Source organism: Tolypothrix campylonemoides VB511288_2, assembly GCF_045999855.1.
In the GTDB taxonomy this organism is placed as follows: Bacteria; Cyanobacteriota; Cyanobacteriia; order Cyanobacteriales; family Nostocaceae; genus Scytonema; species Scytonema bouteillei_A.
Map to the genome: position 1 here is coordinate 71,492 of NZ_JBFPMW010000009.1, position 22,459 is coordinate 93,950.

Below are 22,459 nucleotides of genomic sequence, written 5' to 3' on the forward strand. Positions count from 1 at the left end.
ACCAATATGTGAGGAATATTTAGATCATTCCAATAAAAAATTATTCACTTCTGCCATTTCAATATCTTCTGCGGCGTAGGTAATTCTAACTCTACCTTGACCCAGAATATCGATAATTCGATACCGTTGTGCAATTATATCTCCTATCTGATGCATCCTACCTTGCCAGCAAATGTTTAAACTAAACTTTAGCTATTTTAGTAAAGTTGATTTTAAATGCCAGGAGTATTCTTTCTGAGAAATGATGAAGAAATCTTTAATGCGATCGCACTTCACGTGTATACCTCTCCCCTAGTTTTCCCCGATTTCTTCTTAAACTATCAATGAGTTTTAATCCAGTAATTTTAACTAAGTCTAAGTTTTGAATATTCTATTATGGATGAAGATGTCAAATTCTTTCGTATGTTTGGTTCAATATTTGCTGGTATTGGTAGCATATTTGCTGTCACGGGTATAATTATTGGCATAAGTACTCGTTCCTTCGTAGCCTCATCAGTACTAACACAAGGGAAAATTATCGCGTTGGTGGAACGTTTATCAACAGATAGCGACGGTGACTCTTCTTTTGTTTACTATCCAGTCGTGAGATTTACCACCAATGCTGGTGAACCAACAGTTTTTGAAGCAAACGCAGGTAGCAACCCACCAGCATTTACTCTAGGTCAGCAAGTAGAAGTGCTGTACAGTCCTCAAAACCCAAAGGAAGCGAGGATTGATTCTTGGCTCGAATTATGGTTGTTTCCAACCATCTTTACCAGTATAGGTTTAATTTTTGTGTTGATTGGAGGAATTGTACTTATCAAGTCATTCCCCCGTTTGATGAGTTTTAAGCCATGAAAACTTCTGTTTCTACAAAACTGGTATCGGGTAACACAACTTGCAAAAGCTTTAAATCTCATTCATCCCCATCGCAAGACGGATGAGATAGCCCTAACGGCTTGATTAAATTAATTAGCCTTACTTCCAATGGCACCACTCACAGGATGCAGTCAGAAACTCTCATTGTGAATGGTGAGATCTGCCATTGGTTGCTTGTGAGAAGCCAATGAAAGCGTTGACACAAGAAAGTGTATTGACTGTTAGATAACTTCCCCAAAGTTGTTAGAAATTAGCAAACCAAAAACGGTGAAAACATTATGACTCAAACACAAGAATTACAACCGCCTCAACATCAGAATCCGCCTGGAAGAGAAGGCGAAATGACGCCAAAGCCCCAGTCTCAAAATCCTCAATACAAAGGAAGCAGCAAGCTAGAAGGTAAAGTAGCGCTAATTACAGGTGCGGATAGCGGTATTGGTCGCGCAACAGCAATCCTCTTTGCTAGAGAAGGGGCGGATGTGGCTGTTGTTTATCTGAGCGAACAGCAGGATGCAGAAGAAACCAAGCGTTTGGTAGAAGCTGAAGGTAGGCGTTGTCTGTTGATTAAGGGAGATGTTGGTGGCGAACCGTTCTGTCAGGAAGCTGTACAGCAAACTGTTAATCAACTCGGACATCTGGATATTCTCATTAATAATGCTGCAGAACAGCATCCACAACAGAGTATTGAAGACATCTCAGCCGAGCAATTGGAGCGGACTTTTCGCACCAATATCTTTGGTATGTTCTTTATAACTAAAGCAGCACTACCACATCTTAAAGAAGGTAGCGCTATTATCAATACCACTTCAGTCACCGCCTATAAAGGCAACCCCCAGCTGCTGGATTATTCCGCGACTAAGGGCGCGATCGTTGCTTTCACTCGTTCTCTATCACAATCCTTGGTTGAGAAAGGTATTCGAGTCAATGGTGTAGCTCCCGGTCCTATCTGGACTCCCTTGATTCCCTCCACTTTTCCAGAAGATAAAGTCAAGAGCTTTGGCGCTCAAGTTCCCATGCAAAGAGCCGGACAACCAGAAGAAGTAGCACCTTGTTATGTGTTCCTGGCATCTCATGACTCTTCTTATATGTCAGGTCAAATTCTGCATCCTAACGGTGGCGAAGTTGTCAACGCCTAGTCATTTTATCTTGGTCGTTACTATCTTTTTCTCAAAGCTTCTGAGATATCTCAGAAGCTTTTTTATACTTGCAATGTAAAAAACCCCCGATACAACCAGGGGTGAATGCAAACTCAGATTTGCTCCTCTTGTCTATTTTGCTAGCGAGCAAATTATTAAACCTCACTCAGAAGATATAGCCATATTATTGTAATTTTATATACATCATGGCATTGGATGAAAGAGAAGGTCTGGAAAAACGTAGTTAAACAAAGCCCAAGTCGTAAAAGCAACTGACACTGAAACAACAGCAAGAACTGGTGCTAGAGAAAGATACTGAAGAAAATAGTTTGTTTGGTCGTTTCGCTTTTGCATGGAATACTCCTTAAAGAACTAATAACTATTAACTCAAGCGACCTCACTATAAAGCCACTAACTTTGCACTACTAACTTGACATTAGAATTTTGCAGACCGGGTTGTTTGATTTGGCTTAAGGTCTTATTAATTGCGTACTTTTGATTAATAGAATGAATAAGCTGGGCCTGATTGTGTTTGATAGCAACACCCGGTATGTCAGCAATCAGATCGAAAGTTCCATCATTATTACGAGACCAGCCAAGGTCACATTCTCCATCAAGTACAGCCACAATATCAGCAGAAACTCGCTGACCGTTAACGCCACGGACCGTACCATTTACGATCGCATGAAGGCCTAAATCGCGTAGCGTTGTTTTCAGAATTTCAAGATCGGTGAGTTTAGTGGGAAAACTACGAAAGTGAGACACGGTTATTTCCTCCTAGAAAAATTTGAGAAAAATGGCTTTTGGACAGGTTTATTCTTGACGCAAAAATCAGAACAATTGATTGCTTCTTCAGTTAAGGCAAAAATTGGGTGTATAGTACACTTAAGACGATAATCGCCTGTAAAAAATCGACAGTTTGAGCATTGAATTTGATGCAACCGTTTGATAGTGGCAAATCCAATCCCTGCAGCCCGCCACATCGACCACAACATAAAGACAGTTAATACACAAATAGTTATAAAGCAAAGAAGGCTAATAACAGGCGGTAAAAGCTGAGTTTCAGAAGACAGTGGTTGAAACATAATTAGGCTTTAGCAACAAGAAAACTTTCAGTAGTTACTTGAATTGGCATTGTGAATGTTCCTAAACAAATCTCAATATTGATGTGATACATTCGATAGTAGTTACCTTAAACACGACAATTCCCTGTCTGTAGATTTAAACTACAGGCAACCTTAAGGACGATTCTCTAGTTTAAAAGGTTGTATTCTGGAACACAATAAGCTAAGTGAACGCAAGAGAAAGGTTTTCAATGGGCTAGGTGAAATCGAATCTTCTAACTGGAGTGAAGAGGATGCTCCGGAGATTGAGTGAGTTATCTTTATACTTGTTGTCAAGTACAGAAATTATTACCGAACAATCACGGTTAAATCTCAACACTGGATATTGTTCCAGTATTTTTGAATCATCTGTCTGTACATTTCAATCAGGTGTATATACGCTTTTGTAGCAGATGAGTGCCCTTGTAACGCCTGCACGAGCAAAGAAAGAATTTGGGTGTTCCCTTCCTCATTTAAAGTTTTAATTAATACACATATTTGTGACACTTCTCTAGAATACTTTAGGAATGTATAGTACTCTTCAAGAAACTCGCCATACTCAGGAGAAACAGACAGATAGTCTTGAGGATTGGGAAACATAACTGGTTTGTTTGTTGCTTCATAACAAAGTGAGCACTTTTGTTTCTATAAAGCATCCCTCATTAGAATTAATGAAGATTGCGATTCGCTATAAAGATAGCTACAAAATAGGACTTTAGCAAAAAACTTTGTAGGGCTTTATACCATTTAGTAGAGGCAAGATGACTGAGTTTGAAATAGAAATTATGTATACCTCATAAATGCCTTCTACTCTCTGCTTTTCTTTAAGAAGAAACTTGTAAAGATGTGCCATATTTTACACAATTTTTTGGAATCAAACAATGACTGATAAAGCAACTAAGCCAAAGAACCATCTTGTCGAGATTAAAGATTACGGTCAAAGTATTTGGATGGATAATTTGACCCGTGACATGATTCAATCCGGGGAACTCAAACAGCTGATTGAAAATGGCGGTATCCGTGGAATTACCTCTAATCCATCCATTTTTGAAAAAGCAATTAAGGGTAATGCAATTTACGATACTGATATTGAAGCTGGCGTTAAAGCGAAGTTACCAATTGATAAAATTTACGAATCACTCATCTTTGATGACATTCGTAATGCCTGCGATATCTTCAAACCTGTTTATGAAGAGTCAAACGGTTTGGATGGCTACGTTAGTATAGAAGTACCACCAGTCATTGCCCATGACACTGAAAGGACAATTGAGGAAGCTCGACGCTACTACCAAGACATTGGGCGGGAAAACGTGATGATTAAGATTCCCGGTACAACTCGGGGTTTACCTGCTGTGGAACAAGTCATCAGTGAAGGTATCAATGTTAATGTAACTTTGCTATTCTCAGTAAACAGCTATGTCGAGACAGCTTGGGCTTATATTCGAGGTTTGGAAAAGCGGTTAGCAGAAGGGAAGGATATTAGTAAAATCGCCTCCGTAGCGAGTTTTTTCCTCAGTCGAATTGATAACAACATTGATAAACGCATTGACGAAAAACTGAAAAAAGGTGTTGACGACATTGCCATGGAAGCAAAGTTAAAAGCTGTTAAGGGCAAAGTCGCGATCGCTAACGCTAAAATAGCGTATCAAAAATACAAAGAGATTTTTGGAAGCGATCGATGGCAAGCTTTGGCAGCAAAAGGTGCTAAAGTTCAAAGGCTATTGTGGGCTAGCACCAGCACAAAAGACCCCAATTATAGTGATGTTATGTACGTAGATGCGTTAGTGGGTCCCGACACTGTTAACACTTTGCCACCCAACACTATAGAAGCTTGCGCCGACCACTGCGCTCCAGCAAATCGTATTGACCTTGAGGTAGAAGAAGCCTACAACCTTATCGAAAACCTTAAAGATCCAGAGATCGATATTAATCTGGACGAGGTGATGAGCAATTTACTAAAAGAAGGAATTGACAAATTCATTCAACCTTACCAATCTCTCATCAGCTCCTTGGAAGAAAAGGTGAATCGTTTATCTCCTGTTTAATTGAAATTTCAGAAAAACATGGAGTAAGAAATAAGACCACGGGGTGTTTCCAATATCTTAGAGGATGCTTTAAAAGTAGTGGCTGAGGTATCCAAAACTATAGATCCTCTCTACCCTCCCTTAACAAGGCTACGGTGGTGTACACAAGTCTTCTAAAGGGCGTTCTTGAGGTTTCGATCCCCCCTAACCCCCCTTAACAAGGGGGGAAGTTGATTCTAATTCCTCCTTTTTTAGGATGTTTCATGTCTTTTCTAGAGATCTGTGTACGCCGGAGTCTTAAAAAGGGGGAAAATACTTTTAAAGCCACCTTTTTTAAGGGAACCCGGATGCCATTTCCTTACGGAGGGTTTCACTCCCTAAGGAACTAGCTCCCCAAAAGAGAGGCTCTCCTTAACAAGGAGAGTTTTAAAAGTACCTTATCCCTCTTTAAGGGGAAGTGAAAAAGTGCCTTACCCTCCATTTTTTAGGGAGTTGGGAGGAGCTAAAGCATTATAAGGCTAAACAAATTTAAAATATTACGCAGGCTAAACATTACAGACCTCATATACTTTTTGGTGAAAAATGCCTAACCTATAAGAGTGGAAATTTTTTAGGAAGAATTTACTAGGATTCTTATAGTAAAATAAACTCGAAAGTATATTTTATCTCCAACTATCAAATAGAAGCAGCAAGCGTTTGATGGCGAAACCAATCGTTCTAACAAAACGGCTCGGCAGACAGATCGTTCACTGGCTGCTCCAAGAAGACCGAAAAGACAAAGACGGTCCTTATCGTAAGGAAGAAGCACACCGCAGCCATCCTTGGTGGCAAGTCATGTGTCTGACTGGGGTAGATTATTTCTCGACACTTGGCTATCAACCGGGTATTGCAGCATTGGCAGCGGGTGCGCTCTCTCCCCTTGCCACCCTCATTCTAGTTCTGCTAACACTCTTTGGCGCGTTGCCGATCTACCGACGCGTTGCTGCTCAAAGCCCCAATGGTGAAGGGTCGATCGCAATGCTCGCCCACTTCCTTCCCTGGTGGCAAGGTAAATTCCTCGTGCTGTGTCTGCTTGGCTTTGTGGCAACAGACTTCATCATCACCATTACTCTCTCTGCAGCTGATGCTACAGCTCATATCATTGAAAACCCCCTCGTACCAAGTTGGTTTCACAATCAAGCGCTCGCTATTACTTTATTACTTGTGGCAATGCTGGGCGCAGTGTTTCTGAGAGGTTTCCGAGAAGCGATCGGTATTGCAGTCTTTCTAGTTATCGTTTATCTATCATTAAACTTAGTTGTCATTGGCGTCGGTGTATATCAAATCTTAAATCGCCCATCGGTTATTACAGACTGGCAAACTACACTTTTTGCAACCCATCACAACCCCATACTCATGCTTGGGGTAGCCATTTTGCTATTTCCAGAATTAGCATTGGGATTATCCGGATTTGAGACTGGGGTTGCCGTGATGCCCCTGGTGCAAGGCAGTAGCAAAGATGCTCCAGAACAGCCCAAAGGTCGCATTCGCAATACCTATAAGTTGCTCACATCTGCTGCATTAATCATGAGCTTCTTTTTACTTGCTAGCAGCTTGATAACCACTTTACTGATTCAACCAGAAGAATTTAAAGCTGGAGGCAAAGCAAGCGGGCGTGCTCTTGCCTATTTAGCACATACATACCTGGGCAATGGCTTTGGCACACTTTACGATATCAGTACCATCACGATTCTATGGTTTGCAGGTGCATCTGCTATGGCGGGTCTGCTCAATATCGTACCCCGCTATCTACCGAGATACGGTATGGCACCAAGTTGGGCATTAGCATCCAGACCATTGGTATTAGTTTATATGCTAATTGCCTTTGCCGTCACAATTATCTTTAAAGCGAATGTAGAAGCTCAAAGCGGAGCTTATGCTACAGGCGTGCTTGTTTTGATCAGCACAGCAGCATTTGCAGTCACTTTATCAGCCCACCACCGCAGAGCAAAGGGAAAAGTATTTGCTTTTGCAACTATCACACTGGTATTTATATATACGACTGTTGTAAATATTATTGAAAGACCCGAGGGGATTAGAATAGCAACGTTCTTTATCCTTACTATCATCTGCACCTCCTTGATATCACGCGTGTGGCGTTCAACTGAGTTACGCGTGGAGCGCGTTGAACTAGACGAAACCGCTGCTCGCTTTATCACAGAAGAGAGCCGGGGGACGATACGAATTATTGCAAACCGCTTGAATGCTGGCGATGTGCAAGAGTATCTTTTAAAAGAAAAAGAGGTGCGCGAAGACAACCACATTCCACTAACCGATCCCATTCTCTTTTTAGAGGTGTCAGTATCTGATGCTTCAGAGTTTGCAAATATCATCAGAGTCAAAGGAGTGGAAGTTGGTGGCTACCGGATTCTGCGTGCAGACAGTGCTGCTGTACCTAATGCTATTGCTGCTATACTTCTTTATCTTCGCGATCGCACGGGTACGATCCCCCATGCTTATTTTGGTTGGGCAGAGGGTAACCCAATCAAGTACCTACTGCGCTTTATTTTGTTTGGTGAAGGCGATATTCCTGTTGTCACCCGTGAAGTGCTTCGCAAAGCCGAGAAAAACAGCGAGATGCGTCCTGCGATTCATGTTGGAGGGTAGGGTTAATTGCTAAAGGCTAATGGCTAAAGGCTAATAGCTAATGGCTAATGGCTAATGGCTAATGGCTAATGGCTAATGGCTAATGGCTAATACTGAGTCCAGAGAAAGCAGGCGGGTTTCCCGCGCCCTGAGGACTGGCGAACCTGAAGGGCGTATAGCCCTGCGGGCATAGCTTCGCAACGCGTAGCGTCTCCGTAAGGAGATAGGGCTAATGATTAATGGTTAATAAAAACCTGGCAATTAACTATTAGCAATTAGCAATTAGCTATTAGCTATTAGCCTTCGTATAAAGTTGCGCTATCATCTCAGCACGTGATGAGACTGCAAGTTTGCGAAACATCCGCTTGAGAGCCTGCTTTACAGAGTTTTCTGTAATCCATAAAGATGCACCAATCTCCGCGCTGGTCAGTCCCTTTGCAACTAGTTCGGCAATTTGAGCTTCTCTCGGAGTCAGGCGATCGTAATTTAATTCAAAGACAACTGGTTTTGAACGCAACACTGCCAGCCGTGTAGAAAGATGTATACATAAAGCACTTAAATCTGCTAAATCATCTGCATTGAAAGCTGGATCGCTGCGGTGGCGTGTAAAGGCAATTCCCCCTACAAGTTGACCGTTGCTTACAACCGGACCCACCATTACATGCCCGTGATCTGCACGAGGACAAATTTTTTGCCAAACCCCAGGAGGCAAAATCACTTCATCATGCACGGCAGCATGGCGCTTAACCAAATAGCGCAGAACAGGATTATAATCTAACGATAACGCCAGTTTGATGGGGGCTGGAGTGTTGGCATCTACAGCAGGAAACTCATCTAAAAAAGTCAACCCCGAGCGTGTAGCAGCGAAATATTGTCCTACTTTTGCCATGATGGATTGTCGAAGTTCTTGCTCGTTCTGAGCCTGAGCGATCGCATGAAATAATGACTGTAAAGAAGTTACCATAATTCTTACCGAAAATATGGGTCTAAAGCCCCGTGCTTCTAGCACGGCTTTTTCTTTGTCTTTAAACTTCTAATAAGTTCTCTAAGTACATCTGATTTTGTTCTCCCCACAGAATTGCAATACTCTTCGAGTATGAGGAGTTCGTATTCTTCTAACCTGAAATCCAAACGTTTTTTCATAATACTGTACAGACTATTGGTGTACAATATTAGCATGAAAACACTGAAGTTCAAGCTGTACGAACACAAGCGGAATAGATACCTCAAGCGAACGATCAACGCTTCTGGGGCAGTCTATAACCATTGCATTGCTTTGCATCGTCGGTACTACCGAATGTGGGGCAAGCACTTGAGTTGTGCGAAACTTCAATCTCATGTTGCCAAATTGCGGTTCCGCAATCCATTTTGGCAATCGGTAGGCTCTCAGGCAGTACAGGATATCTGTCAGCGCATTGAAAAAGCATACCAATTGTTTTTTAAACATAATCAGAAGGGGGTTCGTCCACCAGGGTTCAAGAAAGTCAAGAAGTACAAATCGTTCACCCTCAAGCAAGCAGGGTATAAGTTTTTAAGTGGCAATAGGGTCAAGATTGGAAAACGAGTTTATCAATTTTGGAAATCCAGAGAGATTGAGGGAACGGTCAAAACACTAACCATTAAACGGACGTCATTGGGTGAATTGTTTATAGTCGTCGTGGTTGACTTCCCAGTTGAACCACAAATCAAATTCACGACTGGTAAGATAGCGGGATTTGATTTTGGTTTAAAAACATTCCTCAGTTGCTCTGATGGCTCTAGCATTGAATCACCACAATTTCTGAAACGGTCTCTCAACGTTATCAAAAAAGCGAGTAAACGACATTCTAAAAAGCTGAAAGGTTCATCCAATCGAGAGCGTGCTAGAAAGAATTTAGTACGCAAGTACGAAGATATAACCAACTCCAGACGCGATTGGTTTTGGAAGTTAGCCCACGACCTAACTAGTAGGTTCGATGTGCTGTGCTTTGAAACGCTCAACCTCAAAGGAATGCAACGCCTTTGGGGACGCAAAATATCGGACTTAGCTTTTGGAGAATTTCTGCAAATCTTGGAATGGGTTGCCAAAAACAAAGGCAAGCAAGTCGTATTTATAGATCGCTGGTATCCCAGCAGCAAAACTTGTTCTCATTGCGGGCATATCCTGGAAAACTTGGATTTATCTATTAGAGAATGGCGTTGCCCGTCCTGTCAGTCTGTGAATGGGCGAGACAAGAACGCCGCCAGGAATATTTGTACAGTTGGGGCATCAACTGTTGGGTTAGACGATGTAAGACGGGCAATGCCTGCAATTGTTGTTTGAGCCTAGAATCCTCACGCCTTTAGGCTGAGGAGTATGTCAATGCTCGTTCTGGCTGTTGCTACTGCGGCAAAGTGTACTCGTTCGAGGTCTATTTATCACTTAGCATAATGTACTATCTTAGCTTTGTGAAAACACAAAAGTGACTTCACAACTCATATCATGTTCGAGTAAATATTGATACTAGGTTTGTAGTTGCGCGTTAGCGCATATGTCGCAACTACGAACCACTTAATTTAAGTCATGAGCCGAACATGGTATTACAGAAGTTTTCAACTCAATGAACCATACTATGCTCTTGTGGGATGGGCGTCCTCAACCGTACTACTTTGTATGGTCTATTAATTTGAAAATTGTTGTAATTGAAACTTTACTTGAGTTTGCTTCAAATGAATACTCAAAATTCAAACAAACTACAAATTGGTATCTTTATCAGCCCCAACTGCTATATTCCAGACATCATTGGAGTCTATACCGTATTTAGCGTTGTTCCGGATTGTGATATCCACTTTATTTGGGAAAATACAGATCTCATTGTCGGGTATCCAAATTTTCCGATGCACGCTACAACAACCTTTGCGGAATGCCCGTCAGATCTTGATGTCCTCTGTATTGGAGCTTCTACAGGCATATTGTCAGATGAGGCTTTAGAATTCCTAGTAGACCGAGGCAATAAAGCGAAGTACTTAATTGGAATCTGCGGTGGTAGCCTCATGTTGGCTGCTGTAGGTTTGCTAAAAGGGTATCGCGCTACAGCAACTTTCTCACTCGTTGAAGAACTCCGTCATTTTGGGGCGATTCCAGTGACGGGGGGTGAAGTTGTCGCAGACAGAAATCGAATCACAGCAAGCCCAGTTTCTGGTTCATTTGATGCTGCGTTAATTGTTTTAGGAAAGCTACGCGGTGAGGATGCTGGCAAAGAAGTGGAATTGACGATTGAGTATGCACCTCACCCACCCTACGGTACGGGTAGTCCAGAATTGGCAGGGCATGAACTCACTCAAAAGGTGCTTCAAAAGTACGCAGTAGCTTTTGATGAATTCCGCAAAGTCGCACGACAGGTATCAGAACGTTTAGCAGGTGTGGAAGTTTGAGTTCATGTGCGGGCAAGGACGCCCGCACCACAGTCAACTCGAAGTCTGCCTTCCTTAACGATCGTGAGCCACCTAATGGAAGAGGTTGTGTCCATAACCTTGTATTCACTTCAGTTTCACCAATCATGGTCGCAGAACTCAACTACAGTTCCATCTTCCATAACAAGGTTATGGACGATAGTACCTTCAAAGTTAACAGTACTAATATTCTTGCCACCACTGAGATTCGCGTTACTCAAACTGGTGTTGATGATCTGAGCACGAAACAAATTGGCATCTCTGAGATCGGCATCTCTCAGGTTGACAGCAGTCATTTCAGCATTAGTCAAGTTAGCACCACTGAAATTAGTACTCCTCAAATTGCAGTTGGTCAATTGGGCACGAGTCAAGTTGGCACTGCTGAGATTAGCATGACTCAGATTGGCACCAGCCAAGTTGGCTTCATACAGGTTGGCACCACTGAGATTAATCCCACTCAAGTCAGCACCGACATAATTGTCATTCCAGGGATCGGAGCCGCTAATATTGACACCTCTAAGATTGAGACCGCTAAAATCTCTCTCCCCAGTAGCATATCTTCTTCTCAATTCTTCTCCATCCATAATTTAACTTCCACATTAATCAACACCTTTAAAGATAACTCACTAAACCTCTGGTCTACCTTATCAAACAAGCTCTAAGAGTGGGTATAAAATTAGAAATAGTTGTTTTTTTGAGCGTTCGAGCTAACTCATTGACTTTTTGACTTTGGATGCAGGAATGACGTGATGACTAAGCTTACTCAATTGATAAAGGCTATCAATGCTAATGACATAGCAACTGTTAAAACTTTAATTAATGAGGGAGTGGAGCTTAACTCTATTTACGATCTACCTCCTTTAGCACGAGCAGCAAGTGTAGGTAATGTAGAAATGGTTAAGTTACTAATCGAAGGTGGTGCCGACGTTAACCTCCAAATGGAAGAAGAAGCAGATACTGCTTTGACGATAGCAGCTCTATACGGTCAAATAGAAGTTGTCAAAATACTTGTTGAAGCAGGTGCAGACGTAAATATAGGAGATTGCTATGGAACCAAAGCTGTTGCTATGGCTGCCAGTAATGGTCATGAAGATGTTTATAATTTCCTGGCTCCATTAACTGTCCCAAAATTTGAACCAGGAGCAACAATCTTAGCAGAAGCAAAGCGTCAAAAACAAAGACGAAACGAAAAAGGAATATGGGTTTATAAAACGGAAGAAAATTCAAGTTGAAATTTAGGCTATCAAAATGAGAGTCCATCCGTAGTAGGTAGAAAATTTGCAAAGCGACTAAATTGGGATTTGAGCTTTCAGAATAGACCATCATTGGAAAATCAGGCTTGGTATAGCCCTATTCAAGACTCAAAAATACCCAAGGGTTTTACCTAAATAGAAGTATGCAATGGCTCAGAAATCTCATCGTAAATTGCAAATGAATAACCAAAAGCAGCAGCCCAGCACTGGTTTCCAAAATCGAAGTGCCACCATTCAAACTCATCAAACCGGAAACCTTCGGCAGACATGGCAGACCTAAGCAATCGGCGATTTGAGCAAATCTCAGCAGATCTTTCCTGCTGCTGTGACTCAAAGTAAAGTGAAGCAGCCTCCGGACCGAAATGGTCAAAATCGGTTCCCATATCAAGTTCTTTACCGTTTTGGTCAACCAGAGTTATATCTACTGCGCCCCCCGTAGAGTGTGGAGGAATCAAATTGATATCTGGGCGAGCAACAAAAATAGTCATCTCCTCATCTAGACGAAGCTTATCCCAATCGGGATGTTCGAACGCAAGCTTGCTCCGGTAATAATCGTAAAGTTTAGCCTGTAATGAGCGCGGTCTCCAAGTATCCCAAATTTTTAACCGATACCTACCAAGATTATCTTGAACGCGCTGAAGTTTATGGGCTACTTGCTCCCGAACAAAGCATACAGGTGAATTGCTTATTCCTTGCTTAAAGTATACTGGATCGAGCACAAAGTTAAACTTTGATAGGTCAATCATAGGCTCGCCGCACTCTTGGATTGGTGTCTGCTGCCAAACGATACGGAATATTGGGTTTTCCCGTATGGTTGCCATATAACTACTTGTTCGGATAGAAGAATTTAAGCGATGGGAAGATGAAGGAAAAATCAATTTATATTACTTAAATCTGGCTAATTCAAGTGTTTTTTTCTCACTTGTAAGAAATCCGGGATAAATACTATTTGGATGGACAGAGGATACCGAGGAGAAGAATTTATGCCTTGGGTGATGGATATGTTTCGCTGGATTGTGGAAATTGTTCTTAGACCGGCTGCCGATCCATTCTACTAAAATTTAAAAACAGGCAAGTAGATAATAATCATCATCCCAATTAAGTGAATTAAATTTTTGCAGCAGAGTATTATCTTGAGCAACAAATATTGAATGTCCGTAATCTACTCTATCTCGATCCAAGCCATAAAACCATTGAGTAGTTAAAAGAATATCATGAAGATATATTAAGTCAGAATAGCTATTACATCCTTCAGTTTTTACAAGCAAACTTTGCAATTTTTCTAAATCTGTGCCTTGAGGTACAAAAACTAACGTATCTGGTTCTCTAAAAGATAGCAGACACATTGATTCAAAAGAATATTGATTAAGTGGCTGATAAACACCTAATGGTCGATCGTTACCAGGAGGAATAGCTAGTTGCTGAATAAATTTATATTCCACTGATTCTCGCCCTATCGTTAAGAATGTATCATCATACAATAAGTCAGTAATTAGCCAAGGTGGAGTGATGTTGCACTCGCATACGTTCCACAGACGTTCGGCAGGTTCATAGTAACCACCAAATAGTATAGCTTTTGCTGATAAACTAAATTTACTATCTACCTCATAACTGGCAATTAATAAATGACTGGATAAGAGAGTTCCAAATTTACTTTCTACATCCCATACATTAGGTGTTAAATTCAGAAAATAGTCACGAAGAGTTTGTTCTCGCGATATAAAGCCAAAAGATAAAAATCTTCTTGGTCCAGCAAAAGGGAAAATAGACCAGGAATAATTAGTTGAGAGAAAATCTAGGAATTCATCAATTTCGTTAAAAGATATTTTATACTTCGGACTACCGCACCTTAAAATAGGTAAATTAAAGGATGAATGTGAATTTTGCTGAACTAAGCGATCGCCATGAATATACCAAGGGTGAGAGTAAGATTGACCTTGATGAGATGGTATATAGTCTACTGAGTTTAAGTGACTTTCTCCTTGCTCATTGCAGATAAAAACATCAGAAGATATTGTATTGATAAATTTATTTATTTTCTCAACAAGAAAAGGACGATAATCAATAAATAACACTAAGTAATACATAAGTGCCAGTAACAAATTAAAATGAATTTATTTTTATCAATAAATAATTTTACTCAAATCTCTCGCTGAGTGACCCAAAATAATGAACTTTTTTATTTATGTGCATTGTTCCCTATAACCGGAAAAATTGGGAAACCAGTTCATTTTTACTCTTTGTTTCCCCTATCAACTCTGGTTGACAAATAGGTTTTTACCTTAATTTAACACTAATGGCGGACGAGGACGCCCGCACTACAATCACAAGATAATTTATTTCTTGAAAATCGTTTATTTTGAAACGCAAAATCTGCTAAACACCAACCTTGCTGTTGTTGCTAGCAACTACAGATTCTCTCAATTGTTGACCCGAACTTGGGGATGATGGTTTGCGCCCTGAGAGATCGCGCAACAATCCCATAAGGGCGGGAACTACTGTTGGTGTGAGAATAGTGGAGAACGCCAAACCACCTGTGAGAACAACGCCCAACCCTTGATACAGTTCTGCACCTTGACCTGGTACGACTGCTAGGGGTAACATACCTAGCACGCTGGTTCCTGCTGACATGAAGATAGCTCGCAGGCGATCGCGTGTCGCATTGTACAAAGAAGCATCGTAATCTTGCCCCTCGTCTTGCTGCAACTGCAATGCCCTGTCTACCAGCAAAATCGCGTTGTTCACGACGACACCCGTAAGAATAATAAAGCCCAGTGCTGTAATCATATCCAGAGGTACAATCAAACCGGGAATGCGATTGGCAACGACCAAACTCAACAATGCACCGCTCATCCCCATGGGTATGGTTGCCATAATGACAACTGGGTAAAGGAAAGAGCGATACAGTGCTACCAACAACAGGTACGTAATCAATAACGAAAGTACAAAAGCAGCTGCTAACTGAGAAACTGTTTCTGCCAATCTATCAGCAGAACCAGCAAGTTCTATACGATACCCACCAGGTAAACTAGCTCGTATGGGTTCTAATATTTCATTATTGGTTCTCTCTACTAAAGCGCCAAGAGGTGCATCTGGTGCAAGGGATACCGTTAGGGTAATGGAACGCTCTAAGTCCACATGGTTAATCACGTCAAACCCTGTTGTCTCATTCACTTGTGCAACATCACTCAGCTGTACTTGTTGACCGCGAGTTGTATAAATGGGGAGTTGGCGCAGTTGTTCTGGTGTCTGCACAAAAGTATTCTTTAACTCTACCGATACATCTAGCTCTTCTTTACCATCAATAAAATCTGAAGCAATACGACCGCCCAATGCAGCTTCTACCATTGTTCCAACTTCAGCTTCAGATAAACCTACCTCAGATAATCTTTCTCGATTGGGAACAACTTGAAGCTCCGCAGATCCAGCAACAAAGTTGGTACGGACATTACGAACCCCTGTATAATCTCGCAATTTTGTTGTAACTTGTTTTTCCAACTCGCTCAATTGTTCGAGATCGGAACCAACAATTTGGATTTCAAACTCCTTTCCCGGATCTTGAAAGATGGAGAACCGAGTTGGAATCAAGAAGCGATAGCCTACAAAGCTATTACTTTGAGACCTCATGCGCTCTACCATTTCAGCCAATCCACTGCTTGTGGCAAATTCTGGTTTTAAAGTTGCAGCAATTCCTCGTCTTCCGGGACGCTCAATAAATAAGACGTTCTGAACTTCTGGTTGTGCTCTGAGAAAATTTCTTGCTGGTTCTGAGATGCGAATGGCTTCTTCAACACTTGTACCGGGGAGCGGTTCTGCTATCCAAAACACTAAGTTGCGGTTTCCTTCAGGCAAATAGTCAGCAGGTGGTAGTAGGAAAATACTTGTTACCAATAGAGCAATTGGAATCGATAAAACAAACAGCCTTCTTCCCAATCTTCTCCGCCCTAATGACCAACTTACAGTAGATGTTAAGAAAGATTCTAATTTGCCTTGTAGGAGGCGAAAGATAGCTGATGTGTAAAATACAGCATATTCAATTTTGGCAAAAAAGTTGCGGTTTGACCGTTGATTGTTGAGCGTTGACTGCGATCGCCGATCGGTTAAGAGCGAACTGTCATCCTGTAGCATTTGCATGGCTTCTGACTGTTTGAGGAACAATCCAGAGAGCATGGGTACAAGAGTTAGGGCTGCAAAAAGGGAGAACAAAGAAGAACAGGAAAGAGCGATCGCCATGTCAGCAAACAATTGTCCGGCTTCGCCTTGAACTAACACTAGGGGAAAGAACACCACCACGTTTGTGAGAGTAGAACCCAGCATTGCACCCCAAACTTCCTGCGTTCCTTCAATAGCAGCTTTCATGGGGGTTTTGCCCCGTTGCATGTGAGTGAAGACGTTCTCAATGACAACAATGGCATTATCTACCACCATCCCCACAGCAAACGCTAACCCAGCTAAACTAATAATGTTGAGCGATCGCCCCAACATTGCCATCACAATAAATACTGTCACCAGTGTGGTAGGAATGGTCAGCGCAATCACTGCAACTGTTCGCATGGAACCGAGAAACAGAACGAGAACTATTGTTGCTAGCAATGCACCGCTCACCAAGTTACCCTGTACTAGAGCAACCGATTGATTGATATATTCGTTCTCATCGTAGTTGTAGACAAAACGAATCCCTTCACCAGCACGGTCAAATTGCTGTTCCAATTCTGCTAGTGTTGCTCGAATTCCCTTAGAAACTTCCGGCACGTTTGCTCCTACTCGCCGGATAATGCCCATGGCAACTGTAGAATTGTTGTTAAATATCAGGGCGCTCTCTAGGGGCTTGCGACCCATCTGTACTTGTGCGACATCTCGCAAGTAGATCGTACCTGAATTGTCTCTTCGCAGGATAAATCCCTCGATTTGCTCGAGTCGCTGGGAACGGCTCACGGTACGAACTCGATATTCTCGCCTACCGAGAACTAAGGGACCGCCTCGGATATCTCTGTTGTTCTCTCGCAAAACTCGAACAACATCACCAATAGTGAGATTGCGATCGGCAAGGGCTTTAGGATCAACTCTGACCTCAACTTCCCGCTCTCTTCCTCCGGGAATATTAAACTGTCCTACCCCTTCAACTCGCCGCAGTCGAGGTACTATAGTCTCTTCTACAAGGTCGCGATAACGATCGGGGTCGCTTCTGAAACCGGGTTTGGGAGTCAGAGCAACCCACATCATTGGTGAATTGTTACCCCCTACGAGCTCCACATCTGATTCATTGGCTTCTTCTGGAAGGTCTTGTACTTGCTGCAATTTGTTGATAACATCCACAAGGCGCTCGTTAACATCACTGTTCCATGTGAACTCTAAAGTGATGCTGCTAGTTCCCGCACGAGAACTACTTGTAATTTCCTGTACCCCCAAAACTTCCTCCATCCGTTCCTCAATAGGTCGGGTAATGAGGTCTTCTACTTCTGAGGGGGCTGCACCGGGGTATGAGGTAGTGATGGTAATTTCCGGGCGATCGCCTCCCGGTTGTAATTCTAAAGGTAAATTTAACAGCGAAAGCACGCCAAAAAGCGCCAGCAGACAAAAGAGTACAAAAGTACCGTGACGCCACCGAACAGCAGTTTCTATGAAGTTCATCTTTTATCGCTCCATAACCTTTACAGCTGCACCATCACTCAGACCATCCCCACCTTTTAACACAATGGGTTGTCCGGCTCTCAGTTGTGGATGAGAAATCGCAACTTTTTCTCCCATGTCAGTCACCAGTTCCACCCCATACTGCTTGGCTTTACCATTAGCAACTGTAAAAACAAGCCACTGGTTTTGTCGCCGTGTTATGGCATCGCGAGAGACAACAAAGCTCGGTGTATTTGCTGGTAATTCTAAATTTCCTGTCACTGCCATTCCCGGTAACAAGCCAGAAGGCGGATTGTTCAACCGTACTCTCACCCGCTGGCGTCTTGATGCTGTATCGGCTGCGGGAACGACTCCTGTTATCCGAGCGCGACCCCGCCATTGAGGTAAAGCCCGAGTTGATAGTTCTACCGTATTTCCTGGCGTCACTCTACCACTAAGTTCTTCTGGCAATTCTAAGAAGATATCAAGTCTATCTCCTGCTACCAAGCTGACAATTTGACCGCCACTCTGTACTAAATCGCCAGAACTCACCAATCTTTGTTGTACGACGCCTCCTGAGAGTGCTTGAATACGGGTTCTTTGCAAGGCAAGTCGAGCCTGATTGACAGCTGCAGTGGCGGCGGCTACGTTAGCGCGTTGCGCGTCAATTTCTTCACGGGTGGGACCTGCTTTTGCTTCTGCTAAAGTTGCTTCTGCGGCTAGCCGTTCGCCCTTTGCATTATCCAATGCGGCTTGAGCTTCTACTAACAATCTTTTAGCAAGAGCTCCTTGTTGCACGAGGTCGGTGGAACGTTGTAAGTTATCTTGTGCTTCTTTTTCCCGTGCTACAGCAGAACTTAAGGCTGCTTGACGCTGAGCAACAATCTCAGGACGAGTCCCTACTTCCAGTCTTGCTAGATTGCTGCGCTGTTGTGCTAGCTGTGCTTGTGCTTGTGAAATTGCCAAGCGCTGGTCGGTATCATCTAATATAGCCACAGTCATTCCGGGAGTGACGCGATCGCCAGGTTGCACCAAAACTTGTCGAATCACACCGCTTGTCTGTGCTCTAATAGTTGCTTGTTGGGTAGATTCTACTTGACCTAAAAGCTGAATGCGTCTTGTTCCAGTCCCTGGAGAGAGTTGTACAACCTCTACGGGACGGGGCGGTGGTGTTTTAGCTGTTGGTTTGGGTGCAACAGTTGGCGGAGAGAACACTCGCCAAAGCGCAATACCAGATGTTGTGAATGAAAGTACTAGCACTATCCAAAGCCAGTTTTTTTTAGGACGAGCAGACTTTGGGTCTGGTTGTCCGGGAGTGTCTGGTTTATTATCTGTAGTAGTAACTTCAGGTTCAAAAGTTTTCATAATTTGTGAGTAGTTAGTGGTTGGTGGTTAGTTGTTAGTGGTTAGTAGAGCAACTAACCACTAACAACTAACCGCTAACTGCTAGGATTTTCTTGGGGGTTAGTTGTGCTTTTAGCTGGAATTGTCCAGAAGTAAACGGTTCTACCGTCTACTTGCAATGTCTTCTCTGGTTTCCAGTCACCCATATCGAAGGCATGAGATACAATTCGCGTACCGGGTTTGAGTTGCTTAAACAACTGAGGTCTTAACTTAACATTCAGTTCGGGTAACAAGTAAAGAGTTACCACTGTTGCTTCACTAAAGTCAGTGGTAAAAAGGTCTTGTTGGCGGAACGTTACTTTGTCGGTGACTCCTGCCTTTTTCGCGTTCTCGTTAGCCTCTTTGATCCGTTCTGGGTCAATATCTATACCAATGCCTCTGGTGCCAAATTTTTTGGCGGCGGTAATGGGAATTCGTCCATCACCACTGCCAAGGTCATACAGAACGTCATTTTTAGTTACCTTGGCGACTTCCAGCATTTTATCTACGACTTCTGGTGGTGTCGGTACATAGACCACATCAGGTTGCTTTTGTGCTGTTTCAGTTGTGGGAGAGGACTGCTGAACTTCAATAGCAGAAGAAGAGGTTTCGCTTTTTTCTTGAGAACTAACGGATTGCGGGCTACAACTAGCTAGTAACAGGCTGCTGACACTAACGGTTGTTAAGAAGACTTTGAAGAACGATCGCGATTGTCCAAAAGACAGCAGCAAAGCTGAGCGCATAATACTTTCTCCATTCACTTACAAGTTTGTGGAAGTAGAACGTTTGCGGTTAAAAAACAGCAAAGGAATACCCGTTAATAGGACTACGACTCCAATGCTGCCTCCAATACCTGCGTAAGTTACGCTTGAGTAAAGTAGATAACCACAAATGATGCAAAATAGCAACGGTATTAAGGGATAAGCTGGTACGCGAAACGGACGGGGTACATTTGGTTCTCGAGAACGCAGGACAAGCAGTGCAATTCCAGACAGCAGAAAAAAGAACCAAAACACTGGAGCTGTATAGTCTACCATTGTTGCAAATCCTTTGCGCGTTACAGCACCAAGTATGACTAGCCCTACAGAAATTGCCCCTTGAACTAATAAAGCATTAATTGGGGTACTTCCGCGCTCCTGCCACCTTCCCATAAAGCCAAATATGGAAAAGTCCTGTCCTAAGGCATAGTTAGTCCGTGCCCCAGTAAAAATAGTTGCATTGGCAGCACCTAAAGCTGAGACAGCAACGATAACACTCACAAACCTTGCGCCATTTTCTCCTACAGCGCGACGCATCAAATCAGCTGCAGGTGCTTCCGATCCTGCCAAGCCTGTCAATCCCAAACCATGTAGATATGCGAAATTAATCAATACGTAGATCGCTGTGATGAGAGCAATACTGCCCAGTAGCACCCGTACCATGTTGCGTTTGCCTTGGCGTACTTCTGCTGAAATGTAGGCTGCTTCATTCCACCCACCATAGGTCAGGAGTACAAAGACCATTGCCAACCCTAATTGCGTTTGGGGAGGTGCAGCTGTTGGATTACTCACTTCTACAGGCTGAGCGAAAGCAGTACCAAAAATGACAACAAGTAGCAAGCCCAAAACTTTTGCTATTGTGAGCCAGTTTTGCGCCCGCTTGCCTTGCTGCACCCCAAGAACGTTTAAACCTGTAAGACAAAGGACTACCCCGGCGGCGTAAATTGCTGAAGAGTATTCTCCCAAACGGAGCAATTGTGAAGCATAATCTCCAAATACAAACGCCATGAGAACAATGGAACCTGTTTGGATAACAGTCATTCTTGCCCAAGCAAAAAGAAACGCGGGAATTTTACCAAAAGCACGCAACAAGTAATGATATGTTCCACCAACATGGGGATAGGCTGTTGTCAATTCCGCGTAGCAAAGCGCACCTATGAAGGACATCGCCCCACCAAGTAACCACACGAACAGTGCAACTCCTGTATTTGCTGTATTTCCCGCCACTAAGGCTGGGGTTTGAAAGATGCCTGCACCTACAACCATACCTACAATCAAGGCGATCGCATCAATGGTTGAGAGTGTAGGTTTTGGCGCTGATACTTTTGTTACCATAAAATCCATAACCTGGATATTTCCCGTCGTTAGCCAGGAAAAAACATCTTTAAAGCTTAGGTTGCAATGGGACTCGTTTGCAATCTATCTGGATAGAGGTTAGGGGTTAGAGTTTAGCGTAAGAACAACCAATATTCATTTTTCTTTACCTTGGTGTATAAAGGTCGCTCGTAATTGCTTAAGTATGGTTAAGCTATATGAATTTGTAGTGAAAGTTTTGTGAAAAAAAATTTATATTTAAATTATACTTCGGTTGGGTAATAGGACCGGAGACAAAAGGTACTACTACCCCTTCTCCCCCAGTCCCCAATCCTCAATCCCCAATCGCTTGTTGATTTTTCAAAAAGTTCAAAAACCTGCGACAGTTCGCTCTCACAACTTTCCACTGGCTCGCAGTATGTAAAAGGATAAATGCTAAAAATGTGTAAGCAACCCAAAAATGCGAACTTCTTCCTAAACTGACAAGTTCGGAATTTTGTGGGAACAAGTCTGGTAACACGAAACCAAAAAATTTGACATTATTATTTTTGTATGAGTTAGAAAGAAAAAAACCAGTTACGGGAACCGCCCACATAAAAATATAAAGGCTGGTGTGGAGGGAGACTGTTTTCAACCATTGTTTGCTGAACTTTGGGGGGCGCTTTGTGTACTTGTTCCACCAAACCCGCAGCAGAATAAATATTCGTAAAGTCAACAATGCCATCGTTAGAACTGCAATAGATTTATGAAAATCGTAGAGAGAATTTCGGAACAACAGTTCTCTCGGTAATCTTGCCATAAACGAACCAGTGACAAATAGCACTAAATAGCTACTTGCCATGACCCAATGCAAAGACATCAGTTGTTTAAACGCAGAGTTGACTCTAGATGGAGCTATATTTTTTTTGGCTGGCTGTAGCGTGCTCATAAATTCGGAGATTATTGCTTGTATGCAGTTGTGCGTTACATTTCTTAGTATGTTCG

The 22,459-nt window shown here is 42.6% G+C and carries 19 protein-coding genes and 1 pseudogene; 7 read left to right on the top strand and 13 right to left on the bottom strand.

What is annotated here, in order from left to right; genetic code table 11:
• Positions 1-24: 24 nt before the first annotated feature.
• On the bottom strand, positions 25-156 hold the full coding sequence (locus tag AB0756_RS24845) for a hypothetical protein (RefSeq protein ID WP_272899937.1): 132 nt from the start codon (positions 154-156) through the stop codon (positions 25-27).
• A gap of 219 nt (positions 157-375) precedes the next feature.
• Between AB0756_RS24845 and AB0756_RS24850 the strand changes: the two genes are divergently transcribed.
• Entirely contained in the window at positions 376-837 is a 462-nt protein-coding gene (locus AB0756_RS24850; RefSeq protein ID WP_038072902.1) for a DUF3592 domain-containing protein, read from the top strand.
• Between the two features lie 299 nt (positions 838-1,136).
• Positions 1,137-1,994, top strand: a complete 858-nt coding sequence (locus AB0756_RS24855; RefSeq protein WP_038072904.1) for an SDR family oxidoreductase — start codon at positions 1,137-1,139, stop codon at positions 1,992-1,994.
• Between the two features lie 204 nt (positions 1,995-2,198).
• On the opposite strand, the gene AB0756_RS24860 is transcribed toward AB0756_RS24855, so the two are convergent.
• From AB0756_RS24860 to AB0756_RS24870, 3 genes are all read right to left on the bottom strand, one after another.
• A complete protein-coding gene (locus tag AB0756_RS24860) occupies positions 2,199-2,348 on the bottom strand; it encodes a PsaJ protein (RefSeq protein ID WP_050046693.1) in 150 nt (49 codons plus the stop codon).
• Positions 2,349-2,405: 57 nt separating this feature from the next.
• Entirely contained in the window at positions 2,406-2,759 is a 354-nt protein-coding gene (locus tag AB0756_RS24865) for a DUF1257 domain-containing protein (protein WP_038072906.1), read from the bottom strand.
• Between the two features lie 671 nt (positions 2,760-3,430).
• Complete coding sequence (locus AB0756_RS24870; protein WP_038109262.1) at positions 3,431-3,697, bottom strand: hypothetical protein; 267 nt, start codon at positions 3,695-3,697, stop codon at positions 3,431-3,433.
• A 281-nt stretch (positions 3,698-3,978) separates the two neighbouring features.
• Here AB0756_RS24870 and tal point away from each other — a divergent pair, with 281 nt between their 5' ends.
• Together tal and AB0756_RS24880 are read left to right on the top strand one after the other, a co-directional pair.
• Positions 3,979-5,142 (top strand): transaldolase, encoded by a 1,164-nt coding sequence (gene tal, locus AB0756_RS24875; protein ID WP_038109264.1) that lies wholly within the window; start codon positions 3,979-3,981, stop codon positions 5,140-5,142.
• Positions 5,143-5,820: 678 nt separating this feature from the next.
• Positions 5,821-7,767 (top strand): APC family permease, encoded by a 1,947-nt coding sequence (locus tag AB0756_RS24880; RefSeq protein ID WP_038109267.1) that lies wholly within the window; start codon positions 5,821-5,823, stop codon positions 7,765-7,767.
• Positions 7,768-8,035: 268 nt separating this feature from the next.
• Here the strand turns inward: AB0756_RS24880 and AB0756_RS24885 are convergent, their stop codons facing one another.
• A complete protein-coding gene (locus AB0756_RS24885; protein WP_038087526.1) occupies positions 8,036-8,710 on the bottom strand; it encodes a LuxR C-terminal-related transcriptional regulator in 675 nt (224 codons plus the stop codon).
• 213 nt (positions 8,711-8,923) lie between these two features.
• On the opposite strand from AB0756_RS24885, the gene AB0756_RS24890 reads away from it, so the two are divergent.
• Both AB0756_RS24890 and AB0756_RS24895 read left to right on the top strand, forming a co-directional pair.
• Positions 8,924-10,048 carry an RNA-guided endonuclease InsQ/TnpB family protein gene (locus AB0756_RS24890; RefSeq protein ID WP_038087593.1) on the top strand — a complete coding sequence of 375 codons (1,125 nt, stop codon included), beginning with the start codon at positions 8,924-8,926 and terminating at the stop codon, positions 10,046-10,048.
• A gap of 386 nt (positions 10,049-10,434) precedes the next feature.
• Positions 10,435-11,139, top strand: a complete 705-nt coding sequence (locus AB0756_RS24895) for a DJ-1/PfpI family protein (protein WP_050046692.1) — start codon at positions 10,435-10,437, stop codon at positions 11,137-11,139.
• Positions 11,140-11,255: 116 nt separating this feature from the next.
• Here the strand turns inward: AB0756_RS24895 and AB0756_RS24900 are convergent, their stop codons facing one another.
• The gene (locus AB0756_RS24900; RefSeq protein ID WP_050046691.1) at positions 11,256-11,741 is read right to left on the bottom strand and encodes a pentapeptide repeat-containing protein; all 486 of its coding nucleotides are present in this window, start codon (positions 11,739-11,741) and stop codon (positions 11,256-11,258) included.
• A gap of 159 nt (positions 11,742-11,900) precedes the next feature.
• Here AB0756_RS24900 and AB0756_RS24905 point away from each other — a divergent pair.
• A pseudogene (locus AB0756_RS24905) lies at positions 11,901-12,389 on the top strand (ankyrin repeat domain-containing protein); the annotation flags it as partial.
• Positions 12,390-12,541: 152 nt separating this feature from the next.
• On the opposite strand, the gene AB0756_RS24910 reads toward AB0756_RS24905, so the two are convergent.
• The 7 genes from AB0756_RS24910 to AB0756_RS24940 all read right to left on the bottom strand — a co-directional run bounded on the left by AB0756_RS24910 (position 12,542) and on the right by AB0756_RS24940 (position 22,403).
• Entirely contained in the window at positions 12,542-13,231 is a 690-nt protein-coding gene (locus AB0756_RS24910; protein ID WP_050046689.1) for a M15 family metallopeptidase, read from the bottom strand.
• A 240-nt stretch (positions 13,232-13,471) separates the two neighbouring features.
• Positions 13,472-14,497, bottom strand: a complete 1,026-nt coding sequence (locus AB0756_RS24915) for a hypothetical protein (RefSeq protein ID WP_038081703.1) — start codon at positions 14,495-14,497, stop codon at positions 13,472-13,474.
• A gap of 289 nt (positions 14,498-14,786) precedes the next feature.
• On the bottom strand, positions 14,787-18,041 hold the full coding sequence (locus tag AB0756_RS24920) for an efflux RND transporter permease subunit (protein WP_038081705.1): 3,255 nt from the start codon (positions 18,039-18,041) through the stop codon (positions 14,787-14,789).
• Between the two features lie 3 nt (positions 18,042-18,044).
• Positions 18,045-19,385 carry an efflux RND transporter periplasmic adaptor subunit gene (locus AB0756_RS24925; RefSeq protein WP_038081706.1) on the bottom strand — a complete coding sequence of 447 codons (1,341 nt, stop codon included), beginning with the start codon at positions 19,383-19,385 and terminating at the stop codon, positions 18,045-18,047.
• 74 nt (positions 19,386-19,459) lie between these two features.
• The gene (locus AB0756_RS24930; protein ID WP_050046688.1) at positions 19,460-20,146 is read right to left on the bottom strand and encodes an SAM-dependent methyltransferase; all 687 of its coding nucleotides are present in this window, start codon (positions 20,144-20,146) and stop codon (positions 19,460-19,462) included.
• An 18-nt stretch (positions 20,147-20,164) separates the two neighbouring features.
• Complete coding sequence (locus AB0756_RS24935; protein WP_082051932.1) at positions 20,165-21,496, bottom strand: APC family permease; 1,332 nt, start codon at positions 21,494-21,496, stop codon at positions 20,165-20,167.
• A gap of 313 nt (positions 21,497-21,809) precedes the next feature.
• A complete protein-coding gene (locus tag AB0756_RS24940; protein WP_038081709.1) occupies positions 21,810-22,403 on the bottom strand; it encodes a cytochrome b in 594 nt (197 codons plus the stop codon).
• Positions 22,404-22,459 lie beyond the last annotated feature (56 nt).